Raw genomic sequence first — 26490 nt, forward strand, 5'->3', positions numbered from 1 at the left:
ACCTTTGCTCTAAGGTCAATTGTTTGTAATGTTTCATCAAAACGAATATAAATATTGAGCCTAAAACAGATGGGGCTAGCCCCATCTGTTTTAAATATTCGTGTTGCACTTATGACTTGAACTTAGAATGTATGATATTACACTATATACTATACATCCATGGCAAATAATATCACAGACTTCTCTTTTGGTCTATGGGCTTGGCAAACGATTTTACTGATTGTTTTAGGCCTATGGATGTACTGTTTAGTGGATGTTCTACGACATAAATTTAAAAATGATTCTAAAACTACGTGGTTTTTGATAGTGTTCTTCCTTCCTTTTTTAGGTGCGTTACGTTACCTTTTTACTGGAAAAAATAGACGAATTAAGTCTGTTAGAAATGTTATATAAACTCTAGACAAGTTAACATTTGACCTAAGAGATTTTGAATGCTAATAGAGTTTCAAAGTGTCAATCTATCAGGTTAAAATCGATAATTGTCTCAGTTATCGTGAATTGTCAACTAATCCGCATAGATTTGCATTTTTAATACAAAAGTCATACTTATGTCCTTGTTTACCGATTTAAAAATTTCCAAAAACTTGGAGAAGGCCTTGGCTGATTTGGGTTTTGAACAAACAACACCTATTCAGGAGCAAGCCTTTCCAGTCGTGATGAGCGGTAGTGATGTGGTTGGAATCGCTCAAACGGGTACAGGTAAAACTTTTGCGTACTTGTTACCTATCTTAAATACACTATCGTTTTCAAAAGAGATTCATCCGAAAGTGATAATCTTGGTGCCTACGCGTGAGTTGGTGGTACAAGTTGTAGAGGAAGCTGAAAAACTGGCTAAATATGCTTCTATACGAGTATTGGGCGTATATGGAGGTAAGAGTATGCTTCGGCAAAAAGATGCCTTGGCCCTTGGAACCGATATTTTAGTCGCTACACCGGCACGATTGTATGATTTGATTTTAACCAAAGCAGTTCAATTAAAATCCGTAAAAAAGTTGGTCATTGATGAGGTCGATGTAATGTTAGACCTTGGTTTTAGATTTCAGTTGGTCAATATCTTCGAACTATTGCCACATAAAAGACAGAACATCATGTTTTCTGCCACCATGACAGATGATATCGACGCCTTTATTTCCGACTTTTTTGTGGGAGTGCAGAAAATATCTATTGCGGTCAGTGGTACACCTCTAGATAATATTACTCAGTTAGGGTATGCAACACCTAATTTCTACACGAAGGTTAATCTGTTGGTGAGCTTATTACAGAAGGAAGAAGAATACCACAAGGTATTGGTTTTTGTATCTAGCAAGCGAAGTGCAGATTTGTTGTTCAAAGAACTAGCAGAATTTTTTAGTGAAGAAATCTGTATCATACATTCGAATAAAACTCAAAATTATAGGTTGCGTTCCATCAATCAATTTGATGAAGGCAAGAACCGTATTTTGGTTACTACAGATGTTATGGCACGTGGATTAGACCTTCAGGAAATTTCACATGTCATCAACTTTGATTCACCAATTTATCCTGAGAACTATATGCACCGTATCGGTAGAACTGGTAGAGCAGAGAAGGAGGGAACCTCCCTTTTATTATTTACTCCTACAGAAGATGAATATAAAGATGCTATTGAAAATTTAATGGGTCAAGGAGTCCAACTAATGCCTTTACCTGCAGATGTAGCAATTGCAACTAAGCTTACTTTTGATGAGGAACCTAAACATAGGGAGCGTGAGAACCCATTAAATATTAATGAGGATGAGCGTGGAGCTAGCTTTCACGAAAAATCAGATAAAAACAAGAAGGAGAACCAAGGGGGAGCGTACAAACGTATTATCAAAAAGAAATACTCTAAACCAAAGACCCGTGGCGATAAAAATTTCGGAAAACGAAAAAATAAATAAGCTTACTTTCTTCACTATTTAGAATCGTATTAACGTATACTAATAAGCTTAACCCATTGTAAATTTTAAAGTACTAATAAATGGATGTCAGTTCAAGTGTATCGAGAACCTTAAGGAGATTAAATATATCTTAATAACTATTTGTTCGACAGGCGGTTATTTTTTCTTCATTGTATTTCGAAAAACCACATGTGCAGACACTGCTATTTAATATAATCCTCTCAACATACATAACGGGGTAATGGTGGTAGTATCTTATTTCACATAATAAACCTTTTAATTACCCTACAGATTTATCTTATTTTTCACCATACGCTATTTGGTTAGTCAATGAGAAATACCGATAAACTGCACACCTATTCGGTGTGTTGTTTTGTACCCTAAAACCATTTGTCGATATTTTTTGATGTTTCATCAATGATTTTTACAGTAACCGAAAATTAAAGCATTTCAGCGGGTCAATAGCCTCGGTTGATAGGCTGAGGGTATCTTTATCTTGTTCAAGATTAGATATGAAAGCACTATTCACCTTATTGGTAATCCTTTTTGCCAGCGCAATTGCACTGGCGCAAAATCCACAACAAAATGATAAAGTTGACATTATTGAAATGGGTATTGTTATGGTTAGTGGCCTTAGTAATACTAACGATACGAAAACGTTTTCGATTAATACTGAAACCTCAGTAGCACGTTTGTATAAATCTAAAAATTCTAGAGTGAATAGAGCATTAGCTTTCATTACCAAAACAAATTACAGTAAGTTGGCATAATCTTTGCCCTATTAAAAAAGGTGCAATGAAGCACCTTTAAAATTTGAATTATGATGTTAGTTACATTTTTAATATCTGCTCTACTTGTTCTTTCAGCTATTTCTTTTACTTTAAAAAACAAAAAGAAACTTCGTGCTATTAAAGTGCCTGTAAACAAAAGGGAGTTTTAATTCTTGATGCCAGGCTGTCTAATTTTATAATTATTTTTTGCCTTGGCCTCATCTACTTGACGCTTTACATCTGCTAAAAGGGCTTTTGCGTCATAAACGATACCATCTTTGATGGTATATTTTACACCACCAACACGAACCACCTCATTCTCTTCGGTAAGCTTAATTGCTCCAGTACCGTATAATACTTTTAAATTTTGAAGCGGATTTTCTTCTACTACTACGAAGTCTGCCAATTTCCCGATAGTGACAGAACCTAGTTTGTCATCCATTCCTAAAGCTTCAGCCCCATTCAAGGTTGCTGATTGAATAATTTCTAACGGATGAAAACCTGCCTCACGCATTAATTCGAGTTCTCGTATATACGCAAAACCATATAATTGGAATATAAATCCAGAATCAGACCCTGTGGTTACACGTCCACCTCTATTTTTATATTCATTGATAAAGGTCATCCAAAGTTTATAGTTGTTTTTCCATTCAACCTCTTGCTCCGTACCCCAATCATGCCAGTAAGAACCATGTGATACTTTACTTGGCTGATAAAACTCCCAAAGGGAAGGTAGCGTATAATCTTCATGCCACTCTGCACGTCGAGCCCGCTGTAAATCTCTACTTGCTTCATAAATATTAAAGGTAGGGTCCATGGTGAAATCCAGTTCCAACAATTCGTTCATAACATTATTCCAATGTTCAGAATACGGCTCAGCTGCCTGTGCCCATAATTTTCCGGCATGCTCAAATCGATCCTGTTCGTTTTGGTAATTATAGTCTAGGGGAAAATCCTGTACCGTACGATCCTCAAATAATGCTTCTGGTAAGCCATACCAATGTTCCATTGAAGTTAAGCCAGCTCGTGCGGAATGAAGTACATTCCATCGAGCAACACTCATCTGTGCGTGGTGGCAAGCAGAACCAAGACCTAATTTTTTATTCTCGTCAAGAGCGGCTGCCATGATAGTGGGTTCAGCGCCAAAGAATTTAATACCGTCTGCACCTTTTTTTGCATTGGCACGTACCCATTCACGTGCTTGTTCTGGATTAGAAATAGGAATATCGTTTAACGGGTTAAAAGATTGACTTGTTTGCCCAAAAGCTGTATACGAGATAATACGAGGGGCAATGATTTCATTTTTTTGACTTTTTTGTTTTAAATCTAGTGTAATATCGATACCTCTACCGGCAACTTCTCGAACCGTCGTTACACCGTGTGCCATCCATAATTTAAAAACATAATCTGGGTCAGCACCTTGTGCATCACCACCAATATGGGTGTGCATGTCGATAAAACCTGGCATCAGGTACATGCCTGTGCAATCTAGTTCCTTTCCTCCTGGTTTTAGTTGTGGTCGTTTAGAGTCATCGATTGCTACCCCTGGATAGCCTACTACTTTTATATCTTTAATGATATTGTTTTCAACGACAATGTCAATAGGCCCTTGTGGGGGAGCACCATTTCCATTAATGAGCATGACGCCCCTTATAATTAGTTGAGAATGTGGGCCATCGCCTTCAAGTGATTGTGCATTGATGGTGAGCAAGCTGGTTAAAACAATTGCCGTCGTCAGTACTATTTTTCTTAACATAAAGTGGTTGTTTGAGTTCGTTCCTTAAATATAGATAGATTGCAAGTAATGGTACTAGCCAAGTCTGACATTATTGTCTTAAAGTGAATTTAAAGTTAAGAACTTCCTTTGGTTAAACATCTGGTGATAATTGTTGCTTAATTTCATGAAATTTAATAATGTAGTTGGTTCCTTTTTTAGAAGAATCCCGTTCAATAGTACCTCTTAATTGACGGGTAAGATTATGGATTAATTTTAATCCTAAGGATTTAGTGTTTTTGTAATTAACGGTTTCTGGAAAACCTATCCCATTATCACCAATCTCAAGAATATAGCAATTATTATTTTCACTATCCTTGTGTAATATGATATGAATTTCTCCTTCTTCATCGCCTTCAATTCCATATTTCAAAGCATTGGTTAAAGCTTCATTAATTAATAGGCCTAATGGAATAGCAGTATCTATACCTAATTTTATTTCTGGAATATCAATCTTTAAATCAACATTGTTATCGATACCTTTTATAGATTGAATTAAGTATGCACTCAAATCTTGTACGTATGATTTATATTCAATATAGCTCATGTCATTACGCTTATAAAGCATTTCATGAACCATAGCCATTGCAATAACCCTATTTTGTGTTCCTTTCAGTAGACCCTTCATTGGGCCGTTGTTAATATTTCGGGATTGTAAGCTTAATAAGCTTGATACTGTCTGTAGATTGTTCTTTACTCTGTGGTGTACCTCTTTTAATAAATTTTCTTTTTCAAGAACTTGAAGTGCCATTACTTTTTTAGAAGTATAGAGCGCATTGTATGTTTTTAATAAACTTTTCCCAAAGGTGTTACCTAAGATTAAAACAGCGAATAAAACCGAAATAAGACTAAATAAAGGATTTGAACTTTCGGGTATCACATTTTCCGTAACCTTTAACTCAGGAATGGATTGAGTGAATATTATTAATATAAGCAAGATTATTATGTTGAGATACATTTTACCATATTTACTACTATTGATAAACCCACCAAAAGCAATAAGTGGAATTATAAATATAAAAGGGCTTTGAATGCCACCACTAAACAACGTCACTAGAAAAGAGGCAATTAACCCTATTATAGATGAAAAATTGTAAGTAGGTAAAATATTTTTATGAACCTTAAAATACTGAAGGCTGATTATATTCAAAATTCCGAAGCCAAAAAGGGCAAAGGGTATTACCTCCGTAATACTTAAAAGAAAATAGCAAAATGCTCCAAATAGAATGGAGAAAATACTTGTGGTATAAGTTACCCTTAAAAAAAGTTTGGTTTTATCCTGTAGACGCTCTTGGTCAATGGTAAATCCGGGCATAGGTGTTGTTTATCTATTGTAAATCTAATTATGTTTTTAGCATTATACTAGTTTTTTTCGTTTTACTATATCATATTCAAGTAATCTTTATTATCAACTGCGTTCTTTTTTGGTTTAAGATCGGTCTAAACACCAGTATTGATTCCTTTTCTAGATGCTAAACGTTTTCTCTTTCTAAATACCTATTAAAATGGACGAGGCTCCATCTCTACCGCTGGCAGTTTTACCCTATGGGTCGATTGTTTAGTGTTTACGAATATGTCCCGCCCTAAAATACGTTGACATAAAATCGACTTATTTATGAAAGATTTTAAGATTACGGGAAATAAGCGTACTCTACCTAATTGCAATTCGGGCTTTAAATTGGCAGTTGTTTCCCAAATAGAAAAAGGCAATGAAAATGGCGAATAACAATAGATTGACCAATGAAGACCTGATCTATCATTACGGTAGGGGGGTACAGTCTTGTTAGGCAGTAGATCAAAAACAACTGCGACAAAGAAATATCACACCATCAATGACAGATAGATATGACTGCTAATAAAATGCATTAGCAGAACAAATCAAGGGTATATTGAAAGGGGCTTTCTAATTTATAAAAGCAATAACGGGAGGGACTTAAAACAACTCATCGAGGGATTAATCGATACATGTAATAACAAAAGACCACATTTAAGTCTAACAATTGAAATACTTAATTGAATAGACAACAAAAACCTGAGAAGCCAGCTTCTCAGGTTTAATATCAATTCTTTAAAAAAGATTAACCTACTTTAGGACGACTCAAAAATAATTTTAAGTTATTCTTGATTTAAAACCCAAGTTCCACTCTGAATAAGAGGTTCTGCCTGTTTAAATTTCACAGTTTTACTTTCCCCACTTATTACATTTTTAATGGTCACTCGTTCGTTTCGACCTATTTTAGGTTGTTCCCGTGTAATGGTTTCGGTAACGGCAGGCCGCTGTCCTTGATTTTGACCTACTGCTCTATTACGCGAGGCTAATTCGTCACTATTAGGAATTTCCTCTTTAGACGTTTGTAAATTTATTTTTGAACGTTGTATGTTTTTGTCCTCTTGTATAGCGTTCGTATTCTCTGAGGGTAGTTCTCCTTTAAATAAGAAAGACACCACATCTTTATTCACTTTTTCAATCATAGATTTAAAAAGTTCAAAAGCTTCGAACTTATAAATCAATAATGGATCTTTTTGTTCATGAACAGCCAATTGCACCGATTGCTTCAATTCATCCATTTTACGTAAATGTGTTTTCCACGAATCATCAATAATGGCCAATGATATATTCTTTTCGAAATCCATTATCAATTGTTTGCCATTAGAGTCATAGGCTTCTTGAAGATTGGTGACCACATTTAAACTTTTGATGCCATCTGTAAATGGAACCACAATACGTTCAAAATTATTGGCATTATCTTCATGTACCTTTTTGATTACAGGAAATGCAGATGAAGCATTGCGTTCCATCTTTTCATTATAATACTCGTATGCTGCCTTATAAATTTTTCCGGTAATTTCCTGAGCTCCCATGCTTCCAAATTCAGCTTCCTCTACAGGGGATGTTATGGAAAAATATTTGATTAGTTCAAATTCAAAATTTTTATAATCAGTGGCAGCCTTATTGCTATCAACGATAACTTCACAGGTGTCATAGACCATATTGGCAATGTCTAGTTTTAAACGTTCACCTTGTATAGCATGACGTCTTCTTTTGTAGACAACTTCACGTTGGGCGTTCATAACATCATCATATTCCAATAGACGCTTACGTACACCAAAGTTATTTTCTTCTACTTTTTTCTGGGCACGTTCAATAGATTTTGTCATCATACTATGTTGTATGACCTCACCATCTTCTAAGCCCATCTTATCCATCATCTTAGCGACTCTGTCAGAACCAAACAAACGCATAAGGTTATCTTCTAAAGAAACATAGAACTGAGAGCTTCCTGGGTCTCCTTGTCGTCCAGAACGTCCACGTAATTGTCTATCTACACGTCTAGAATCATGGCGCTCTGTACCAACAATGGCAAGACCTCCCGATTTTATGACAGCTTCAGACAATTTAATATCCGTACCACGACCTGCCATGTTTGTAGCAATTGTAACAATGCCAGCATTACCGGCTTCGGCAACTACATCTGCTTCCTTTTTATGAAGCTTTGCATTCAATACATTATGAGGAACTTTACGTACGCTCAATAATTTAGAAAGTAATTCAGAAATTTCAACGGATGTGGTACCAATCAATACAGGTCTACCTGCATGACTTAATTTGGTAACTTCCTCAATAATCGCATTATATTTCTCTCTCTTGGTTTTGTAAATCAAATCGTTACGGTCATCTCTTGCAATAGGTCTATTGGTTGGAATTTCCATTACATCCAACTTGTAGATTTCCCAAAACTCTCCAGCTTCAGTAACTGCGGTACCTGTCATACCAGACAATTTACGATACATTCTAAAGTAATTCTGTAACGTAACCGTGGCAAAAGTTTGCGTCAGTGCCTCAATTTTTACATTTTCTTTAGCTTCTATCGCTTGGTGTAAACCGTCGGAATACCTTCGACCATCCATAATACGACCAGTCTGTTCATCAACAATCATTACCTTATTTTCCATCACCACATATTCCGTATCTTTTTCAAAAAGGGTATAGGCCTTAAGTAATTGGCTCATGGTGTGTATACGTTCACTTTTTATAGTAAAGTCTTTGAAAAGCTGCTCTTTAAGTTCGGCCTCTTTTTCAATTTCAAGGTTTTGATTTTCGATTTTCGCAATTTCTCCACCGATATCTGGCATTACAAAGAAGTCTCTATTACCTTCCCCAGAAATATAATCAACGCCTTTATCTGTCAATTCAATCTGGTTGTTCTTTTCATCGATTACAAATAATAGGTCTTCATCTACCTTTGGCATTTCCCTATTATTATCTTGCATGTAGAAATTCTCGGTTTTTTGCAGTAGTTGCTTTACACCTTCTTCACTCAAGAACTTAATAAGCGCTTTGTTTTTAGGTAGTCCTCTAAAAACACGTAATAATAAGAAACCACCTTCTTTAGTATCTCCTTCAGTAATTAATTTTTTAGCTTCTGCCAAAATACCAGTTAAATGCTGACGTTGTTTTTGTACGATTTCACCAACCTTAGGTTTCAATTCATTAAATTCATGACGATCACCTTCTGGTACCGGCCCAGAGATAATTAAAGGTGTACGTGCATCATCAACTAGAACTGAATCCACCTCATCTACGATGGCATAATTCTGTGGGCGCTGTACCAAATCTTTTGGCGTATGTGCCATGTTATCCCTTAGGTAGTCAAAACCAAATTCGTTGTTCGTGCCGTAGGTGATATCTGCATTATATGCTGCTCTTCTACCATCAGAATTTGGTCTATGATGATCAATACAATCTACTGAAAGTCCGTGGAATTCAAAGATTGGTGCCATCCAAGCACTATCCCGTTTTGCTAAATAATCGTTTACTGTTACTAGATGTGTACCATTGCCACTTAAAGCATTCAAGTATAATGGTAATGTTGCAACAAGGGTTTTACCTTCACCCGTATGCATTTCTGCAATTTTACCTTGGTGTAATGCGATACCTCCAATAAGTTGTACATCATAATGTACCATATCCCAAGTAACTTCTTTACCAGCTGCATCCCAAGAATTTTTCCAGATAGCATTAACACCATCTAAGGTGACATAGTCCTTAGTGCCTGACAATGTTCTGTCATATTCGGAAGCGGTAACAGATAGCGTTTCGTTATTTGCGAAACGCTTGGCAGTTTCTTTAACTACGGCAAAAGCTTCGGGTAGTAATTCATTTAAGGTTACTTCTGAGATAGCATAAGCCTCTTCCTTCAGTTTATCTATTTCAGTATAGATATCCTCATTTTTATCAATATCTATTGAATTCTTTACTTCTTGCTTTAACGTGTTTATTTGGTCAGATTTTTCTTTGTAAGAATCTTGTATGGTTCTTCGGAAATCTATGGTTTTTTGCCTAAGTTCATCATGACTTAGGCTTTCAATCTGTGATTCAAAAGATTTTATCTGATCAACTAAAGGTTGTAATTCCTTTACATCTTTTTGTGATTTGTCACCAACGAATGCCTTTAGGATGGAATTTATGAAACTCATATGTTTTTAACTATTAGAATTGAAAGTCACCTTGTATCTAAAATAATACCCAAGTTAGTTTTCAAAATATTATAGCGTCGACAAATATGGCCGACGTTGTGAAATAGCAAAAGGTATTCCAGTCTTTGTTTTTGAGCCGATTTACCTAATAACCTGTCAAAATTACATAAAAAAAAAGCCTCCGAGGAGACTTTTTAGTAGTTATTATGATATCGAATATTAATATTCGTCCTCGTTCCAGAGGTAGTCTTCTTCCGTTGGATAGTCAGGCCAAATCTCTTCTATTGATTCATAAATCTCGCCACCTTCTTCTTCCATAGATTGTAAATTCTCTACGACTTCTAACGGGGCTCCAGTTCGGATGGAGTAATCAATTAACTCATCTTTACTTGCCGGCCAAGGGGCATCACTTAAATACGATGCTAATTCTAATGTCCAATACATAGCAATTGTTTGATTTTAAAATTTTTGCAAAAGTAATTTTTAAATTGAGATAGCCAAGAAATTATAGCAAAAATTCAATTTTTTATCTAATTATTTTTTGCATTGATTAATTGATAACGAATAAATTAGGCATTTATTAGTCCTTTTTTTCAGGAATCCATTTTATTTCATCTGCCTGTATATCCTTGGACAATTTTCGTGCCAATACAAAGAGATAATCTGAAAGTCTATTTAAGTAAGAAAGCACAGCCGCATCAAAAGCTTCGTCTTCAAATAATAAAGTTGACAATCGTTCTGCTCTTCTGCAAACGGTTCGTGCAATATGACAATATGACACGGTCGTGTGACCACCGGGAAGAATAAAATGAGTCATTTGAGGTAATTGACTATCCATTTCGTCTATAGCAATCTCTAAAAATTGCAGTTCTTCTGACCCTATCTTAGGAATCTTTAAGCGCTGTTCACCATTTTTCAATACCGCCTTTTGTGGGTCTGTCGCTAAAATTGCTCCAACGGTAAATAGACTTTTCTGAATCTTTATTAATTGTTGTTTGCTATTTGGGTCAATTTCTTGGTCTCTTATGAGGCCTAACCAAGAGTTTAACTCATCTACCGTACCATAACTTTCAATTCGGCTATGATACTTTGGGACACGTGTGCCACCGAAAAGCCCCGTGGTACCATCATCTCCTGTCTTCGTGTATATCTTCATTTTTTTAATAAACGTTTTTGTGATGATGTATTAGTAAGCATACTATTAAAAGATTCGATTTTATTGATATTTAAAATAGATAGCAATCAATTTTAATTTAGTTTTTCACTATCAATCTTTGTGCTGAGCGCAGTCGAAGTAATCAACCATCAACCTATTCTTTTTCTCTCTTATCCTTACGTTCATAATCACTCATAAATGTTTTTGATTTTCGCGTTTTAGATTTATTCCTGTTCGTAATGGTAACCACCAAATAAAGGGCAAATACGACACCAAGAATTATATAAATAGTATTATTCATTATACATTGATTTGGCTTAAAATTACTGGTTTATATCCGAATTTTAAAATGTTCTTTGACCTGTTCTTTTCTGAAGAAAACAACACCACAATAAAATATGTCTACAGTGACACGTACACAGTCTAGCTCTTTTAGTCGCTCCCAACGTTCTAGGGTGTTCTTGTTCTTATGAATGCCATCTACTACTAACATTGTGATGCTTTTTAGTTTATGAATCTCTAGGTCACTCGACTGAAGGTCATTTATATTCCCAAAAATCACATCAGAGTTGTTGTTAATCAATGAAACCGTTGGGCAATTTGTTTTGATTTTTTGTGCGATATCCTCATTGTTAACGAGTAATCGTACTGTCTTATAATCAAAATAAGAAATGCTTTTGATGAGTACTTTTTCGGTGATAGGTAATCTTAACTTATTTTTTTTATAGAGGCATTTTGTCACATAGTCATATACGAATGGTGAGTGCACTCCATGTTGGTTGGTGGCTGAAAAACAAAATTTAATAAAGGATATAAATCGAAACACTAGTTACTTATTCGTTTTCTTTCAAAAGTAAGAATTGTGATGCAACTTAAAATTGAAACATGATATATAATGTGATGCTGGAGTTGATTATTAAGGATAAAATTAGTAATCTTAAATATTAAAGAGTGCTTTAACTCTATACCTATACAAGTTTAGGTTAGTTTGTTTTGGCAGTCAATATCAACGCTTTACTTGCCTTTGTATTTTTTTATAATCTAGTAATTTCTGTTTTTCCTTTAGTTAGAGATTGTTTTAGTGATGTTTGTTTGAATCGACTCAATCGTTGTGTTTTTTAGGACTAAAAAAGCATCAGTGCTTGTACCTTGGGCATGATCAAAAAAAAATAAAAAGGGGAGCAGTTGCTACGATTGTTGATGTCATAACATAGGTTTATAACGCTTAAGTAGCGGGAGAAACCTATGTTGTTTGTCATGTATGGATGAGCGGTATTTCACCTTAGTTAGAAGTTAGAATTGGCCCACCTATAATTTATCAGAAGTATTGTACTTACTGATAAATGCGTATTTGGTTTTTATAAAATCCTAGCTTTCCATAAGTGCCGATAACTCGAACCAACGTTCTGTCTTACCCTCGATTGTTCTATTTACTTCTTTTAATTCAATGGATAGTGCGTTGATATCATCACCGGATAAGGAGCCATCGGTAAACTTACCTTGAAGTACGACTTTCTGTTTTTCCAATTTTTGGATTTCTCGTTCCAGTTTCTTGAATTCTTGCTGTTCTGCGTATGATACTTTAGGAGTATTATCAGGTTCCTTCCAATTCGTTTTTGTCGAGGTTTGAATCTCTTTTTGTTCCCTTTTTTCTAGAATTTGGCTGTCTTCATAGGCTCTAAAATCTGAATAGTTCCCAGGAAAATCCTCAACAACCGCATCGCCTCTAAATACAAATAAGTGATCTACAATTTTATCCATAAAGTAACGATCGTGAGAAACAACCAAAAGACACCCTTGAAAATCCATCAAGAAACTTTCTAATACATTGAGCGTTACAATATCCAAATCATTGGTAGGCTCATCTAATATTAAAAAATTAGGATTTTGAATTAGTATGGTACATAAATAAAGACGCTTACGTTCACCACCACTCAGTTTATCTACGAAATCGTATTGCTTTTTTCTATCGAAAAGAAAGCGTTCTAGAAGTTGTTGTGCCGATATCTGTTTACCTTTCATCAAAGGAATGTAGTCCCCGAATTCACGAATGACATCAATAACTTTTTGGCCTTCTTTTATTTTGATTCCCTTTTGTGTATAATAGCCGAATTTAATAGTATCGCCTACGACTACTTTACCACCATCTGGTTCATCTTGGCCGGAAAGAATATTTAGAAAAGTCGATTTCCCTGTTCCATTTTTACCTATAATACCAATACGTTCCCCTTTTTGGAAAACGTATTCAAACTTATCTAGAATAGGTTTACCTGGATAGGATTTTGATATTTTGTGGAGCTCTAGAATTTTACTCCCTACACGCTCCATATTAAGTTCTAATTGAACTTGATGGTCATTTCTTCGCTGACTTGCCTTTTCTTTAATAGTAGTGAAATCATCTATTCTAGACTTAGATTTGGTTGTACGGGCCTTAGGTTGCCTTCTCATCCAATCCAATTCCTTTTTAAAAAGTAATTCTGTTTTATGTTGCTCTACGGATTCTTGTTCGATACGGGCTTCCCTTTTCTCTAAATAGTAAGAGTAATTTCCTTTATAAGGATATAGTTTACCGTTCTCTAGTTCTATAATTTCATTACAAACACGTTCAAGAAAATAACGATCATGCGTGACCATAAAAAGGGTCATGTTTTCTTTTGCAAAAAATTCTTCTAACCACTCGATCATTTCTAAATCTAAGTGGTTGGTAGGCTCATCCAACACCAATAAATCAGGCTTATTAATCAGTGCATTGGCCAAAGCCAAACGCTTTTTTTGTCCACCAGAAAGTTTATCCACTTTGGCGTGTAAATCATCAAGTTTTAGCTTTGATAAAATCTGCTTGTATTGAGTTTCAAAATCCCAAGCCTCAAAACGATCCATAGCATCAAATGCTTTCTGATATGCATCAGCGTCTTCCGGGTTTAGCAACGCTTTTTCATAATTTAAAAGTACCTGTAAGACTTCATTATCAGAGGCGAAAATCGTTTCTTCGACCGTTAAATTAGGGTCCATTACTGGTTCTTGCGCCAAAAAGGAAACACGTGTAGATTTACGGTAGTTCACTTGTCCGGTATCCGGAGTATCAGCGCCCGAAAGAATATTAAGGATGGACGTTTTTCCGGTACCGTTTTTAGCGATCAAGGCAATTTTTTGGTTTTTGTTGATCCCAAAAGAGAGGTTTTCAAAAAGCACCAATTCGCCATAGGATTTAGAAATATTTTCAACGGTAAGTAGATTCATGTAAGGTATCTTGATTTTTATTTTTTACGTTGATTCACATTTTTAAAATGATACAACAGAAATAGGTAACGTACTGCTAAAGCAAGTATGATGAATATCAACAGTATAGAAAATACTTGAATTTTTAATATCCAAAGCAAACAGGTAATGAATAATAAAACGAGAAGCAGCGCCAAATAAATGCTTATCCATTTTGGCATTTCTCTTTTCATAAGTAGAAATCCAATAAATGCATTTGGAGCAAAAGCCCATAAGGCATTATAATTCAATTTCGTGGCCAAGTGGTCTGTACCAATCCAAAGGAATATGATTAAAATTCCTGATAAGCCTGTGAGCATAAATAACGAAAAATCTAGACATTTGGTTCGTCGTTTGTTTTTATAATCTGCTAAGGTAATCCAAATGACAAGAGTCAAAAGAAGACCAAGCCAAAAGGCGGGTGTCAAAATAAAAAGTGAATTATCGTCTTGTTCTGGAATATCCAATAAAACAGATTCTTGTTTAACTATTTGTTTGTCATTTAGGGTTGTATGCTGCATTTGTTGGTACACATAAATAGGTAAAAACAAATGCTCATAAGGTGTAGCCTTTCGGTCAATTACTGAGCCCAGTGCTAAGTCAATTCCGAAATTAGACCAAGTGTTAGGGTTTAGTTTCAAACGGATTAACTCCCGAAACGTAGATCGATTTTCTAGGTAATCGTAATCGAATTTAAATGTACTCCCTAAAGTCTTTTCAAAGACCATAGGTATTCTGGTAGCACAATTATCAAATAAGAAATCGTATTTATATCTTTTATTTTCTGGCAGCAAGTTGTGCTCCAAAAAAGCGACAATTTTAGTGCGCTGTTCTACGTCTAAATCTAATACTTGTTCTCTAATCCATCGTTTATCCTTTTGATATGACTTATCGAAGTATTTAAATGGCATCCTAGAAATGGTGTAAGCCAATTTACCACGAACGAAATTGAGGTAGAAGTTAGGGTCTTCAAAATCATACGTTCCATACCCATACACTTCATCAATTCCCAAAGTAGGGTCTTGTAATCTAATCGCACTATGTCCAAATTTGGCAGCTAAATCTTCACCAGTTCCAACAGTCAATACGCTTATTTTCGATAATGGAGATAGTTCCGCACCTTGGGAATGACCCAAAATCGCAGCTAGGAATAGTAATAAAGAAAAAATGATTTTTTTGAACATACTTTTGCGTACTGAAAGCAGCTGCAAAGATGCGAATAATAACAGATTTAATCCTAAAAGGTTCTATAATTTCCCGGTAGTGTAAGAAGTTATCAACTTCTCCATTTCAAAACTAATTTTACTTTCTTGGTTTAGAACAAAGAACCAATAGAATTATGTTATTTTTATGGCCGATAAAGTATGGGAAAATTCTATTTTTCTATACTTTATTCGTAAACATTTGTTTCAGCCAAAGTGAGAATGCCATGAAAAAACATATCCCTAATTTTATTACTTTATTGAATGTATTCTGTGGCTGTGTAGCTACTGTTTTTGCAGTTTTGAACCGATTGGAAATCGCTGCACTATTTGTTGCGCTAGGTATTTTCTTTGATTTCTTTGACGGATTGGCGGCTAGGGTTCTAGATGTAAAGAGTGAATTGGGACTGCAATTAGACTCTTTGGCAGATATGATAACTAGTGGCTTAGTACCAGGAATCGTAATGTTTCAATTATTAGCCATGTCACAAACGGACGGATGGGGAGACGGATCTCACTTTTTTATGAATTCGGGTGAGTTTAAGTTGATGCACCTAGTACCATTTATTGGATTTATCATCACCATGGCATCCGGTTATCGATTGGCAAAATTTAATTTAGATGAAAATCAAACATCATCCTTTATTGGTTTGCCAACTCCTGCCAATGCGTTATTGATACTTTCGTTACCGCTTATATTATTGTATCAGAATAATGATTTTTTAAATAGTATCATTCTCAACCAATGGTTTTTAATTGGGTTAACCCTTTTAAGTGCTTATGTACTAAATTGTAGTTTGCCATTGTTCGCTTTGAAGTTTAAGAACACAAGCTTTAAGGATAATGCCATGCGTTATATTTTTTTAATCATTAGCGTAGTGCTCCTTGTAACTATGCAATATTTAGCTATTCCTTTGATAATTCTTTTTTATGTAGTAAGTTCTTTTGTAGAGGAGAGACTGTAATGTTTTAAATGAATATGATTATGGAAGATGAGAATTTAGAATTTTGGTTAAGTGGAACATTACCGAATATACTCGATGCTTTACAACCAGCAGCCCATGCGTTGTTGCAATCTGAGCGGGAATTAAAAAAGTATACCGCTGATTTTCCTAAAGAATTATTGTGGGCAAAAGCGAGTGGTCGTGCTTCTGTGGGTTTTCACATGAATCATTTAACGGGAGTTTTAGACCGACTGTTGACCTATGCAAAGGGTGAATCACTATCTGAAGAACAGTTTAAATTCTTGAAACAAGAAGGCTCTTTTAATTTAGCAACGGATGTTGAAGACTTACAAGCGCTTTTTTCTTCAAAGGTTGCCGAAACTTTACGTTATTTTGAGACGCTACCAGAAGATAGTTTAGCAAATAAAAGAACAGTGGGTAGAAAAAAACTACCGACGACAGTATTAGGTTTGTTATTTCATGCAGCAGAACATAGTCAGCGCCATATTGGGCAGTTATTGGTTACCGTAAGCGTCTTAAAATCGAATGCTATATAAGCAGATTGTAATCAGAATTAAATACGAATAATGAACAAATCGGTTCTTATAGTTGGCGCGGGTTTAACCGGACTTTTAACCGCATACCGACTGCAACAACTTGGTTATACTGTTACACTAGTAGAAGCACGAGACAGAATTGGTGGTAGAATTCATACATTGCAATCGGGTAGTGCTAAAGTTGAAATGGGAGCGACTTGGTTCAATGAAACCCATCATCAGTTATTGAAGCTTATAACTGAATTTGAGATTCCTTATTTTGAGCAATTTCTAACCGGTATTTCTTATTTTCAAACCTTTTCGAATGTTCCGCCTCAAGAAATAAAGGTGCCGAATGACAGCCCTAGTTACAGATTCAAAAATGGAACGATTGATTTATTACAGGCAATTTATAATAAGTTGAAACCAAATACAGTCCGTTTAAACGAGCCTGTTTTAGAAATTGACTTTCAAAATGATAAGGTGCAAGTAACTACAACTGTACAAAATCTAGAAGCGGATTTTGTAATTACTACGTTGCCACCTGCAGTATTGATAAATCAAATTAAATTCTCACCTGAATTAGCCAGCGATATTAGTTCATTAGCCGAACAAACACATACATGGATGCAAGACTCCATAAAAATAGCTTTTACGTATAAAAATCCATTTTGGAGAGAACAAGGTAAATCAGGAACTATCTTTAGTAATGTAGGTCCGCTGACCGAGTTTTATGATCAATCTAATTTAGAGGAGCAATCGTACGCTCTTGTTGGTTTTGCTTCTGGCAGTTGCGCTAGAGTATCAAAAGAACAGCGTATCGAAAAAATAGAAGCACAATTGAAAATGGTATTCGGCGAACAAGCGTTGGACTATGAATCGTATCATGAAACCTTGTGGTTTCAAGAAGAATTTACCAAATCTGCCCATCAAGCAGATAATTTGTTTCCGCACCAAAACGGCGGGCACCCATTATACCAAAATTCATTATTCGAAAATCGATTGTTTATTTCAGGGTCAGAAACTTCAACCCACCATTCGGGGTATATGGAAGGAGCAGTTTTTGCGGTTGAAACTGCTTTGAAATTGATTAAATTAGTTAAAACTTAGTTAGCTCATACAATTATTTGAATATGAAAATAAGTTTGGATTCAATATTTCTTAGGATATTCTTAATAACAATTTTTGTCATATCACCAATATTATTGAGTGCGCAGAAGATTGAAGGGTATGTGTTTTCTAATATAAGTAAATTACCATTAGAAGAAGTTGCTGTATTTCTGTCTGAGACATCTAACGGTACCGTTACGGATAGCAAAGGATTTTTTATTCTCACTTTGGATAAAAAACTAAAACCGAATGATTCACTTGTATTTCAATATTTAGGATTTATAAAAAAAAGCTTTCCGTTGAGGATTTTTTAAAGGACAGTTCTAAAGTGTACATGAAAGAAGCTACTGAAGAATTGAGTGAAGTTGTAGTGAAATCAGACCTTAAGCTTAATAATAAATTAAGACCTATAGAGCTAACATCTATGAAGATTCCATTGTATGCATTTGGTTTGTCGATGACAAAAACTGAAAATATATTATATGTTATTGGAGGCAATGAATCATATGAACAAAAGAATTTGCAGGGACGACTGGGAGATGATCCAACTTTGTTAGACCCCACGGCAAAAATTGCTGATTTAATTGAAAAAGCTTCTTCGAATTTAAATTGGGAGCATTATAGCGGAAAATCCTTTTCATATAGTTTTGACACAGATTTTTGGAGAGAGGAAAAATTTGATTTGAAGGAAAGGGCTTACCATAACACTGTAGAATTCGATGATAAAATATTTGTTCTAGGAGGAAAAAGAGTGACCAAGAACATGCAAAGAGAATATCTTGAGAATGATATTGAATTGATAAGCTTAAGCGAGCAGAATACAACAGTAGATAAAACCAACCCACACCAGGCAATAAATTTTGGTTCTCTTATTTTTGAAAATAATTTGGTTGTTTTTGGCGGGTCAACCAAAATTGATTTTAATGGTCAAAAGGTATTGACGGATAAAGTTCACCTTTATAATTTTTCAACTGGTTTTTGGTATGAATTAGAACCGTTGAGTAAAGCCAAAGAAACTAACGGAGTTCTTATAGGCGAAAATATTTATATGATTGGAGGTTCAAGTAAAAGAGCGTTGAGCGAAATTGAAGTTTATAATATACCTAAAGGTACGTCTAGAACCGAAGCAATTCTTTTTGAGGGCATGAATAGACCTGGTTTAACGGTTGAAGAAAATATCATTTATGTTTTAGATAAGGGCAAATTATTGACCTACGATAGTAAAGAAAAATTATTGAATGAATACCTTGTTGATGATTCTACTGAAAACCCGAAAATAGTGGTACGTAATGAATATCTTTACGCCTTTGGAGGATTCTATATGAAAAATTTCTCAAAAGTTCCTTCTGATAAAGTATATAAGTTAAACCTAAGGGAATTACCTATTACTAAAGTGAACAGAACTCAAAGTTTCTAAAAATATAGCGATAATAAATAGTATGTCAATTACCTTATTATCCTCTCCATTACAAGGCTTCACCGATTTTAGGTTCCGCAATGCATTTCATCATTATTTTGGAGGAATCGATACCTTTTATGCGCCTTACATTCGGTTGAATGGGAAGATGATTATAAAAAATTCGTACCAGAAAGATTTACAACCCGAGAACAATACTACGTTAGAAGTAATACCTCAGGTGATGACCAATGATGCTGATGAATTCTTGTTCGTGGTGAAGTATATTCAAAGTTTGGGATACACAGAACTGAATTGGAATTTAGGTTGCCCATACCCCATGGTAACAAAACAAGGTATGGGTAGCGGACTCATTTGTAATCCGGAGAAAATAGACCATATTTTAAAACGTGCTCATGAAGAAACTAATGTGACTGTTTCCATGAAAATGAGATTGGGGTACGAAAACGCAGAAGAGATTTTAGATGTATTTCCTATTTTGGATAGGTATCCGTTAAAAAATGTTGCCATTCATGCACGTATAGGAAAACAGTTGTATAAAGGTGGTGTAGATTTAGAAGCCTTTCAGCGTTGTGTTGAAAATACCAAACATAAATTATATTATAACGGGGATATTACTTCGGTAACCAAGTATAGGGAAATGAAGGAACGTTTCCCAAGCATTGACCATTTTATGATTGGTAGGGGGTTGATTGCCGATCCATTTTTACCGAGCATGATTAAAAACAATACTACGGAATATCCAAAAGAAAGATGGAAGATTTTTTCTGAATTCCATGATACCATATACAAGCAATACGATGAAGCCTTGTCTGGTCCCACGCCTATAAAAATGAAAATGCAGGGATTTTGGGAATATTTTTCGCAGTCTTTCTCCAATCCGCAGAAAGCGTTTAAAAAAATCAAGAAAGCAAATAATCCAAGAGCATATCAACAAGCGGTACGTGAAATCTTGAATGCTAAATAATCAATACAGGTTCCGTTACCTTTGTACCCTCCTTCTAAAACCAGTTTGTGAAAGACCTTTTATTGATTATACCTCCTTTTACGCAATTAAATACTCCTTATCCGGCTACGGCATATATAAAGGGGTTTTTAAATACCAAGGATATTTCAGCGTTTCAATCCGATTTAGGGATTGAGGTTATTTTGGCCTTGTTCAATAAAGATACATTTCAGAAGATTTTTGAAATGGCTAATGAAGAAAATGTAATTGTTTCTGAAAATTGCCAACGAATTTATGCGCTTCGAAATGACTACTTGAAGACCTTAGATGCGGTAATTCTATTTTTGCAAGGTAAGAACGACACCCTTGCACGACAGTTATGTACCGATAATTTTCTGCCACGTGCATCCCGTTTTCAACAATTAGATGATTTGGAATGGGCTTTTGGAAATATGGGTATGCAGGATAAGGCGAAGCATTTGGCTACGTTGTATTTAGAGGATTTGTCTGATTTTCTAGTGGAATGTATCGACCCTAATTTTGGATTTAGTCGATATGCGGAACGATTGGGGCGTAGTGCCAATTCCTTTGATGAATTATATGACCATCTCAAAGATGAACCAACGTTTATTGATGATTTAACTCTAGAATTATTAGCGGAATTACTAGAAAATATCAATCCTAAGCTGGTTTGTTTTTCAGTGCCTTTTCCTGGAAATTTATATAGTGCTTTTCGTTGTGCCCAATTTATTAAAACAAAATATCCAGCCATTAAAATTGCCATGGGTGGCGGTTTTCCAAATACAGAATTACGAAGCATTACAGATGTACGTGTTTTTGAATTCTTTGATTTTATTTCATTGGATGATGGCGAATTGCCAATTGAGCTGGTTTATAATCACGTAGTGAATAAAGGAAAGGAACTAAAACGGACTTTTATTCTCGAAGGCGACTGCGTCAAATATAAAAATGATAGCTCAAGACCAGATTATAAACAACAAGATGTAGGTACACCAGATTATTCAGATTTGTTTTTGGATAGCTATATCTCGGTCATAGAAATTGCTAACCCGATGCACAGCCTTTGGAGTGATGGCCGTTGGAATAAACTTACCATGGCTCATGGTTGCTATTGGGGTAAATGTACCTTTTGCGACATTTCATTAGATTATATAAAAATTTATCAACCCGTTGCGGCAAGTCTGTTGGTGGATCGTATTGAAGCATTGATTGCTCAAACAGGAGAATCCGGGTTTCATTTTGTAGATGAAGCTGCGCCACCTTCGCTAATGAAGGCTTTAGCGTTGGAAATTTTGAAACGAAAATTAACCATTACGTGGTGGGCCAATATCCGCTTTGAAAAGAACTTTACACAAGACCTTTGCTTTTTGTTGAAAGCATCGGGTTGCATTGCGATTTCAGGTGGATTAGAAGTGGCTTCTGATCGGTTATTAAAACTAATTGATAAAGGTGTTACGGTAGAGCAAGTTGCCCAGGTAACCCGAAATTTAACCGAAGCAAATATTATGGTCCATTCCTATTTAATGTATGGCTATCCTACCCAGACCGTTCAAGAAACGGTAGATAGCTTGGAAATGGTGCGGCAGTTATTTGAACTCGGCATCATTCAATCTGGCTTTTGGCATCAATTTGCATTGACTGCTCATAGTCCGGTAGGTTTAAATCCAGAGGAATATGGAGTTGTTCCAGCTATGAAGACCATCACTTTTGCTAACAACGATATTGACTTTGCAGATATAACGGGAATTAATCATAGTAAATTTAGTTTTGGTTTAAAAAAATCACTCTTTAACTTTATGCACGGTATCGGGTTTGATATGACCTTGCAAGAGTGGTTTGATTTTAAGATTCCTTCGACGACCATCGCTGCTGATTATATTTATACTTGTTTACAGCAAGATTTAAAATTAAATACAAAGACATCAGCAAAAATTGTATGGTTAGGCGCTATGCCAGTAGTTAATGAACGAATCAAAAAGAAAAAGGGAACTACTTGGGAACAATTAGAACTGGGTTTCCATTCAACATCTGATATGTATAAATTAACCGTTGAAAAGGATAAAGGGCGATGGCTGGTAAGCACATTGAACAAAATGAAACCTGAACATAAAATGATGACTTTTGGTCACTTGAAATCTGATTTTGAATTACAATTTGAGGATTTTGAACTTTTCTGGTATTCCAAACCCATACGTGGGTTGAGAGAGCATGGGCTTTTGATTTTATAATTTAATGTTGATATGAGAATTGAAAATTCTAATACAGAAGATATAGACGAAATATTTAGGTTGTACAGTATAGCGTCTGACTATCAGAAAAGTAAAAAAACTGTTGTGGTGTGGCCTAAATTTGACCGTGCGATGGTATTTACCGAAATTGCAGAGAATAGGCAGTTCAAGCTACTTATTGATAACAAAATTGCCTGCGTTTGGGCCATCACCTTTTCCGATGAACAAATATGGGAGGAACGAAATACCCATGCTGCCATATATATTCATCGTATTGCCACAAACCCAAATTTTAGAGGACATAATTTTGTAGGTACAATTGTACATTGGGCCCAGGATTTTGCAAGGGCACATCAAAAACAATATATTCGTTTAGACACTATTGGTTATAATAAAAGACTAATCCAGCATTATACCAATGCCGGATTTGATTTTCTAGGCATGTTTGAATTACCGAATGTAGATGCTCTACCACCGCATTATAAAGAAGGTCCTGCTTGTTTGTTTGAAATTGATTTGAATAGATAATGAATGTTACCCCTAGAATCATTAGACTAGAACCTAAAAGCCTAATTGGTATTTCGCAGGGAATGAGCTTGGTCAATACTATTACATTTGAGCTTTGGAAGGGTTATAGGGAACGAGGTAACGAAATCACAAATACAGTATTTTGAAGATTTTTTTTCCTTACAAGAGTATCTTAAAAAATATTTTAAGAATTTCAATCCTACAGCAGAATTCGTTAAGTGGGCTTGGGTTGAGGTTGATGCAATTGATAGTATTCCTAATAATATGGAGCGTTTTACTCTAGCCGAAGGGGTCCATGCGGTTTTTGACTATAAAGGCTCCGGTTCAGCCCACGATATTTTTCAATATATTTATGGAGAATGGATTTCCAATTCCAAATATCAGTTGGACGACCGTCCACATTTTGAAGTTTTGGGAGCCATGTACAAAAATAATGATCTGACCTCTGAAGAGGAGATTTGGATTCCGATTAAAAATAAATGAAAGCACCCGAAAAAGCACCCTGGTATTATCTATTTCTATTAATTCTAGCAGGGGAAAGCGTTTTTATTCTACCTTTTGTTTTACCACGTGTTTTTAGACCTACGGTCTTAAAAGTATTTGAGTTGGATAATGTGGATCTAGGCCTATGCTTTTCAGTATATGGTTTTGTGGCACTGGTTTCTTATCTTTTTGGAGGACCTTTGGCAGATAAATACCCACCTAGAAAACTAATAGCCATAGCGCTTTGGATGACGGCTTTAGGAGGTTTTGTCTTTGCTACTTTTCCAGCGTACTCAACACTTCAGATACTTTATGGTTTTTGGGGTTTTACCACCATATTTTTGTTCTGGTCCCCCATGATAAAAGCTACACGCGTTTGGGGTGGTGAGAAAGCACAAGGTAAAGCATTCGGCTTATTAGATGGAGGTAGAGGCTTGGTTGGCGCTCTTTTTGGTACTATGGGCGTTTTAGTATTTTCCTTTTTTCTGACTGAAAATTTAGAAATTGCCACGCTGCAAGAAAGTAGATTTGCCTTTCGGTATGTGATTTTAACTTCGGCGGTAATCGTAGCTGTGGTAGGTGTATTTGTTTGGATGTTCATGAAATTACCAGAACACCAAGAAAAAGAAATTTTTGTAGAGAAAATTACCATTTCCCAAATAGGTGAGGTGGTTCGGTTACCTTCAGTTGCACTGTTGATGGTAATTATTCTTTGTGCGTATGTTGGCTATAAAATTACCGACGTTTTTTCTCTTTATGCCCAAGATGTCATGTTATTTGATCAGGTTGGCTCGGCGCAGGTTGGTACTTTTTTGTTATTTGTACGACCCGTTGTGGGGATTTTAATAGGGGTGTTAGCAGACCGTTCTAAACCTAGCTTATGGCTGTTTATTAGTTTTATCATCGCTTTTTTTGGTGCTGTGATTTTTGCCACAGGATTGGTGGCCAATACCTCGCATTTCGTTTTCCTTCTTTCAATATTGGTCGTGGCGATCGGAGTTTATGCAGCGCGTGCACTCTATTTTGCCGTAATGCAGAGCGGAAAGATACCTTTAGTTTTAACGGGAACAGCTGTGGGGTTAATATCTCTAATAGGGTATACTCCCGATATATTTGCAGGTCCGGCTATGGGGTATTTATTGGATGCATCTCCGGGGCTGGAAGGACACCAGCATGTGTTTTGGATGCTGGCATTCTTTTCATTTATTGGAGGTCTAGCCGCATTTAGATATTTTCAGCTTTATGGTAAACGAAAAAATGAACATGCCGAAAAATCTTAATCTTTTACTTTCCGGTATAATAGTCATCATAGCAGGTTTGGTTATGGAGGGCATCCTTCTGTTTTGATGCCCATGATTCTAGATTTTAATGTAGCGTCGTTGGAGTTGAAGAATATGTTGCGTGCCGTTATGGGTATTTATTTGGGAATTGGAGTGTTTTGGCTTATAGGAGCCTACAAATCAAAATTTTGGTATGGTGCTACCCTTTGTAATGTATTGTTTATGGGAGGTGTTTCCTTAGGAAGAATTGTAAGTACGGTTTTCGACGGAGTATCTGTACTGTTAACTCCTGCCTTGCTATTAGAACTCTTGTTCTTTGGATGGGGGTTATACAACCTTAATAAATACGAATGATTTATTTTGGATGGAGATTATATAATTTTAATTTGTTGTACATTTTAATTAGATAGTCTAAAACAGGTGTCAATTCGAGTGTAGAATTTTTCAAATATTTCAATGGAAAATGCGGTACACTTCTGCAATGCTCATCATAAATATTGAGAACTTTTTAAGGCCTAAACTGATTCTCGATATATTTTGGCTACATTATTTTTCTAAAAAACACTCAAATTCACACTCGTTTTGGTTAACCCGTTGTTTTTATTAAACTACATACAAGAAGTGAATTGTATGCGTAAAATGGTATTCCTAATATTAGATAATAGGTATGGTTTTTTAGGAGCTCTAATCATCATTTAATTAGTTGTATTCTTACTATTTAAAATAAGTTGATTCATGTACAAGGAAATAAAGAGTTAGATAAAAGAATTCAGAACCTACGTACCAACCAATGAGCGTCGGTTGATTTTACAGGGCATCATTGATTATATGCAAGGAAAAAAGAATGATGATGAGCCCATTAATTTAAATTTTGTCTGTACGCACAATTCCCGCAGAAGTCATCTCTCTCAGATTTGGTCACAGGTAATGGCTACCTCTTTTCAGATCTCTAATGTAACTTGTTATTCTGGTGGAACTGAAGCGACTGCACTTTTTCCGAAAGTTCTAGAAACGCCGGAAGATAGCGGGTTAAAGAGTGCTAAGATTTCGAAAGGAAACAAGACTGTTTATGCCATTAAATATGGCGGAAATGCACACCCGATAATTGGCTTTTCAAAAACTTATGATAATGAATTTAATCCGTCAGCTAGTTTTGCTGCAATTATGACCTACAGTGATGCATATGAAAATTGTCCTTTTATTCCTGGCACTGAAAAAAGGCTTCTTTTCACCTTTGATGACCCCAAAGCCTTTGATGGTACCACGCTACAAATAGAAAAACATAAAGAACGTAGTCTAGAAATAGCTGAGCAGTTGTATTCTCTAAAATTAATTAGTGAAGTTGTTTCAGGAATACTTTGGCGAATATTTTTGGCACATTTATTTTGGTGTTGTTTGGTTGTGGGTTAGTAGTGGCCTCAGTCCTCTTTGGCATATTTAAAAGCTTGTTAGAGGATGCAT

General features: G+C 35.5%; 24 protein-coding genes. 15 read left to right on the plus strand and 9 right to left on the minus strand.

Going from position 1 to position 26490, the window contains the following annotated elements:
• Positions 1-237 precede the first annotated feature (237 nt).
• From ES765_RS14040 to ES765_RS14050, 3 genes are all read left to right on the plus strand, one after another.
• On the plus strand, positions 238-393 hold the full coding sequence (locus tag ES765_RS14040) for a PLDc N-terminal domain-containing protein (RefSeq protein WP_249356456.1): 156 nt from the start codon (positions 238-240) through the stop codon (positions 391-393).
• Between the two features lie 155 nt (positions 394-548).
• Positions 549-1898, plus strand: a complete 1350-nt coding sequence (locus ES765_RS14045) for a DEAD/DEAH box helicase (RefSeq protein WP_138114950.1) — start codon at positions 549-551, stop codon at positions 1896-1898.
• A 512-nt stretch (positions 1899-2410) separates the two neighbouring features.
• Positions 2411-2668 (plus strand): hypothetical protein, encoded by a 258-nt coding sequence (locus ES765_RS14050; protein ID WP_138114951.1) that lies wholly within the window; start codon positions 2411-2413, stop codon positions 2666-2668.
• A 166-nt stretch (positions 2669-2834) separates the two neighbouring features.
• Here the strand turns inward: ES765_RS14050 and ES765_RS14055 are convergent, their stop codons facing one another.
• The 9 genes from ES765_RS14055 to ES765_RS14090 form a co-directional block, all read right to left on the minus strand.
• Positions 2835-4424 carry an amidohydrolase family protein gene (locus ES765_RS14055; protein WP_138114952.1) on the minus strand — a complete coding sequence of 530 codons (1590 nt, stop codon included), beginning with the start codon at positions 4422-4424 and terminating at the stop codon, positions 2835-2837.
• A 112-nt stretch (positions 4425-4536) separates the two neighbouring features.
• Positions 4537-5757 (minus strand): sensor histidine kinase, encoded by a 1221-nt coding sequence (locus ES765_RS14060; protein WP_138114953.1) that lies wholly within the window; start codon positions 5755-5757, stop codon positions 4537-4539.
• Positions 5758-6557: 800 nt separating this feature from the next.
• Complete coding sequence (gene secA, locus ES765_RS14065; RefSeq protein WP_138114954.1) at positions 6558-9920, minus strand: preprotein translocase subunit SecA; 3363 nt, start codon at positions 9918-9920, stop codon at positions 6558-6560.
• Positions 9921-10139: 219 nt separating this feature from the next.
• Positions 10140-10364, minus strand: coding sequence for a DUF2795 domain-containing protein (locus ES765_RS14070; protein ID WP_027064442.1), 225 nt, complete (start codon positions 10362-10364; stop codon positions 10140-10142).
• 136 nt (positions 10365-10500) lie between these two features.
• Complete coding sequence (locus tag ES765_RS14075; RefSeq protein ID WP_138114955.1) at positions 10501-11076, minus strand: cob(I)yrinic acid a,c-diamide adenosyltransferase; 576 nt, start codon at positions 11074-11076, stop codon at positions 10501-10503.
• 154 nt (positions 11077-11230) lie between these two features.
• On the minus strand, positions 11231-11377 hold the full coding sequence (locus ES765_RS21780; protein WP_171017308.1) for a hypothetical protein: 147 nt from the start codon (positions 11375-11377) through the stop codon (positions 11231-11233).
• A 30-nt stretch (positions 11378-11407) separates the two neighbouring features.
• Entirely contained in the window at positions 11408-11845 is a 438-nt protein-coding gene (locus ES765_RS14080) for a hypothetical protein (RefSeq protein ID WP_138114956.1), read from the minus strand.
• 599 nt (positions 11846-12444) lie between these two features.
• Positions 12445-14316: an ABC-F family ATP-binding cassette domain-containing protein gene (locus tag ES765_RS14085; protein WP_138114957.1), complete on the minus strand. Its 1872-nt coding sequence runs from the start codon at positions 14314-14316 to the stop codon at positions 12445-12447.
• Positions 14317-14333: 17 nt separating this feature from the next.
• Positions 14334-15518: a DUF4105 domain-containing protein gene (locus ES765_RS14090; RefSeq protein ID WP_138114958.1), complete on the minus strand. Its 1185-nt coding sequence runs from the start codon at positions 15516-15518 to the stop codon at positions 14334-14336.
• Positions 15519-15763: 245 nt separating this feature from the next.
• Here ES765_RS14090 and ES765_RS14095 point away from each other — a divergent pair, with 245 nt between their 5' ends.
• The 12 genes from ES765_RS14095 (at position 15764) to ES765_RS14150 (ending at position 26439) form a co-directional block, all read left to right on the plus strand.
• Positions 15764-16501 (plus strand): CDP-alcohol phosphatidyltransferase family protein, encoded by a 738-nt coding sequence (locus ES765_RS14095; protein ID WP_138114959.1) that lies wholly within the window; start codon positions 15764-15766, stop codon positions 16499-16501.
• 20 nt (positions 16502-16521) lie between these two features.
• Positions 16522-17037 (plus strand): DinB family protein, encoded by a 516-nt coding sequence (locus tag ES765_RS14100; RefSeq protein WP_138114960.1) that lies wholly within the window; start codon positions 16522-16524, stop codon positions 17035-17037.
• Positions 17038-17067: 30 nt separating this feature from the next.
• Complete coding sequence (locus tag ES765_RS14105; protein WP_138114961.1) at positions 17068-18126, plus strand: flavin monoamine oxidase family protein; 1059 nt, start codon at positions 17068-17070, stop codon at positions 18124-18126.
• Positions 18127-18149: 23 nt separating this feature from the next.
• The gene (locus ES765_RS22960) at positions 18150-18440 is read left to right on the plus strand and encodes a carboxypeptidase-like regulatory domain-containing protein (RefSeq protein ID WP_138114962.1); all 291 of its coding nucleotides are present in this window, start codon (positions 18150-18152) and stop codon (positions 18438-18440) included.
• Positions 18441-18460: 20 nt separating this feature from the next.
• Entirely contained in the window at positions 18461-19543 is a 1083-nt protein-coding gene (locus tag ES765_RS14115) for a hypothetical protein (protein ID WP_138114963.1), read from the plus strand.
• 22 nt (positions 19544-19565) lie between these two features.
• Positions 19566-20510 (plus strand): tRNA dihydrouridine synthase, encoded by a 945-nt coding sequence (locus ES765_RS14120; RefSeq protein ID WP_138114964.1) that lies wholly within the window; start codon positions 19566-19568, stop codon positions 20508-20510.
• Between the two features lie 47 nt (positions 20511-20557).
• Positions 20558-22738, plus strand: coding sequence for a B12-binding domain-containing radical SAM protein (locus ES765_RS14125; RefSeq protein ID WP_138114965.1), 2181 nt, complete (start codon positions 20558-20560; stop codon positions 22736-22738).
• Between the two features lie 12 nt (positions 22739-22750).
• Positions 22751-23266, plus strand: a complete 516-nt coding sequence (locus tag ES765_RS14130) for a GNAT family N-acetyltransferase (RefSeq protein WP_138114966.1) — start codon at positions 22751-22753, stop codon at positions 23264-23266.
• An 87-nt stretch (positions 23267-23353) separates the two neighbouring features.
• Entirely contained in the window at positions 23354-23749 is a 396-nt protein-coding gene (locus tag ES765_RS14135; protein WP_249356444.1) for a GyrI-like domain-containing protein, read from the plus strand.
• Positions 23746-25029 (plus strand): MFS transporter, encoded by a 1284-nt coding sequence (locus tag ES765_RS14140; RefSeq protein ID WP_138114967.1) that lies wholly within the window; start codon positions 23746-23748, stop codon positions 25027-25029. The genes ES765_RS14135 and ES765_RS14140 overlap by 4 nt, the downstream gene beginning before the upstream one ends.
• A 66-nt stretch (positions 25030-25095) precedes the next feature.
• Positions 25096-25383 carry a DUF4345 domain-containing protein gene (locus ES765_RS14145; protein ID WP_138114968.1) on the plus strand — a complete coding sequence of 96 codons (288 nt, stop codon included), beginning with the start codon at positions 25096-25098 and terminating at the stop codon, positions 25381-25383.
• Between the two features lie 474 nt (positions 25384-25857).
• Positions 25858-26439, plus strand: a complete 582-nt coding sequence (locus tag ES765_RS14150; RefSeq protein WP_249356447.1) for a low molecular weight phosphatase family protein — start codon at positions 25858-25860, stop codon at positions 26437-26439.
• Positions 26440-26490: the final 51 nt, after the last annotated feature.

This window comes from Maribacter sp. ACAM166 (assembly GCF_005771495.1).
Taxonomy (GTDB): Bacteria; Bacteroidota; Bacteroidia; order Flavobacteriales; family Flavobacteriaceae; genus Maribacter.

Excerpts from the sequence above, each read along its gene's own strand:
- ES765_RS14040 (WP_249356456.1), top strand. The coding sequence starts at position 238 with ATGTACTGTTTAGTGGATGTTCTACGACATAAATTTAAAAATGATTCT.
- ES765_RS14045 (WP_138114950.1), top strand. The coding sequence starts at position 549 with ATGTCCTTGTTTACCGATTTAAAAATTTCCAAAAACTTGGAGAAGGCC.
- ES765_RS14050 (WP_138114951.1), top strand. The coding sequence starts at position 2,411 with ATGAAAGCACTATTCACCTTATTGGTAATCCTTTTTGCCAGCGCAATT.
- ES765_RS14055 (WP_138114952.1), bottom strand. The coding sequence starts at position 4,424 with ATGTTAAGAAAAATAGTACTGACGACGGCAATTGTTTTAACCAGCTTG.
- ES765_RS14060 (WP_138114953.1), bottom strand. The coding sequence starts at position 5,757 with ATGCCCGGATTTACCATTGACCAAGAGCGTCTACAGGATAAAACCAAA.
- secA (WP_138114954.1), bottom strand. The coding sequence starts at position 9,920 with ATGAGTTTCATAAATTCCATCCTAAAGGCATTCGTTGGTGACAAATCA.
- ES765_RS14070 (WP_027064442.1), bottom strand. The coding sequence starts at position 10,364 with ATGTATTGGACATTAGAATTAGCATCGTATTTAAGTGATGCCCCTTGG.
- ES765_RS14075 (WP_138114955.1), bottom strand. The coding sequence starts at position 11,076 with ATGAAGATATACACGAAGACAGGAGATGATGGTACCACGGGGCTTTTC.
- ES765_RS21780 (WP_171017308.1), bottom strand. The coding sequence starts at position 11,377 with ATGAATAATACTATTTATATAATTCTTGGTGTCGTATTTGCCCTTTAT.
- ES765_RS14085 (WP_138114957.1), bottom strand. The coding sequence starts at position 14,316 with ATGAATCTACTTACCGTTGAAAATATTTCTAAATCCTATGGCGAATTG.
- ES765_RS14090 (WP_138114958.1), bottom strand. The coding sequence starts at position 15,518 with ATGTTCAAAAAAATCATTTTTTCTTTATTACTATTCCTAGCTGCGATT.
- ES765_RS14095 (WP_138114959.1), top strand. The coding sequence starts at position 15,764 with ATGAAAAAACATATCCCTAATTTTATTACTTTATTGAATGTATTCTGT.
- ES765_RS14100 (WP_138114960.1), top strand. The coding sequence starts at position 16,522 with ATGGAAGATGAGAATTTAGAATTTTGGTTAAGTGGAACATTACCGAAT.
- ES765_RS14105 (WP_138114961.1), top strand. The coding sequence starts at position 17,068 with ATGAACAAATCGGTTCTTATAGTTGGCGCGGGTTTAACCGGACTTTTA.
- ES765_RS22960 (WP_138114962.1), top strand. The coding sequence starts at position 18,150 with ATGAAAATAAGTTTGGATTCAATATTTCTTAGGATATTCTTAATAACA.
- ES765_RS14115 (WP_138114963.1), top strand. The coding sequence starts at position 18,461 with ATGAAAGAAGCTACTGAAGAATTGAGTGAAGTTGTAGTGAAATCAGAC.
- ES765_RS14120 (WP_138114964.1), top strand. The coding sequence starts at position 19,566 with ATGTCAATTACCTTATTATCCTCTCCATTACAAGGCTTCACCGATTTT.
- ES765_RS14130 (WP_138114966.1), top strand. The coding sequence starts at position 22,751 with ATGAGAATTGAAAATTCTAATACAGAAGATATAGACGAAATATTTAGG.
- ES765_RS14140 (WP_138114967.1), top strand. The coding sequence starts at position 23,746 with ATGAAAGCACCCGAAAAAGCACCCTGGTATTATCTATTTCTATTAATT.
- ES765_RS14145 (WP_138114968.1), top strand. The coding sequence starts at position 25,096 with ATGCCCATGATTCTAGATTTTAATGTAGCGTCGTTGGAGTTGAAGAAT.
- ES765_RS14150 (WP_249356447.1), top strand. The coding sequence starts at position 25,858 with ATGCAAGGAAAAAAGAATGATGATGAGCCCATTAATTTAAATTTTGTC.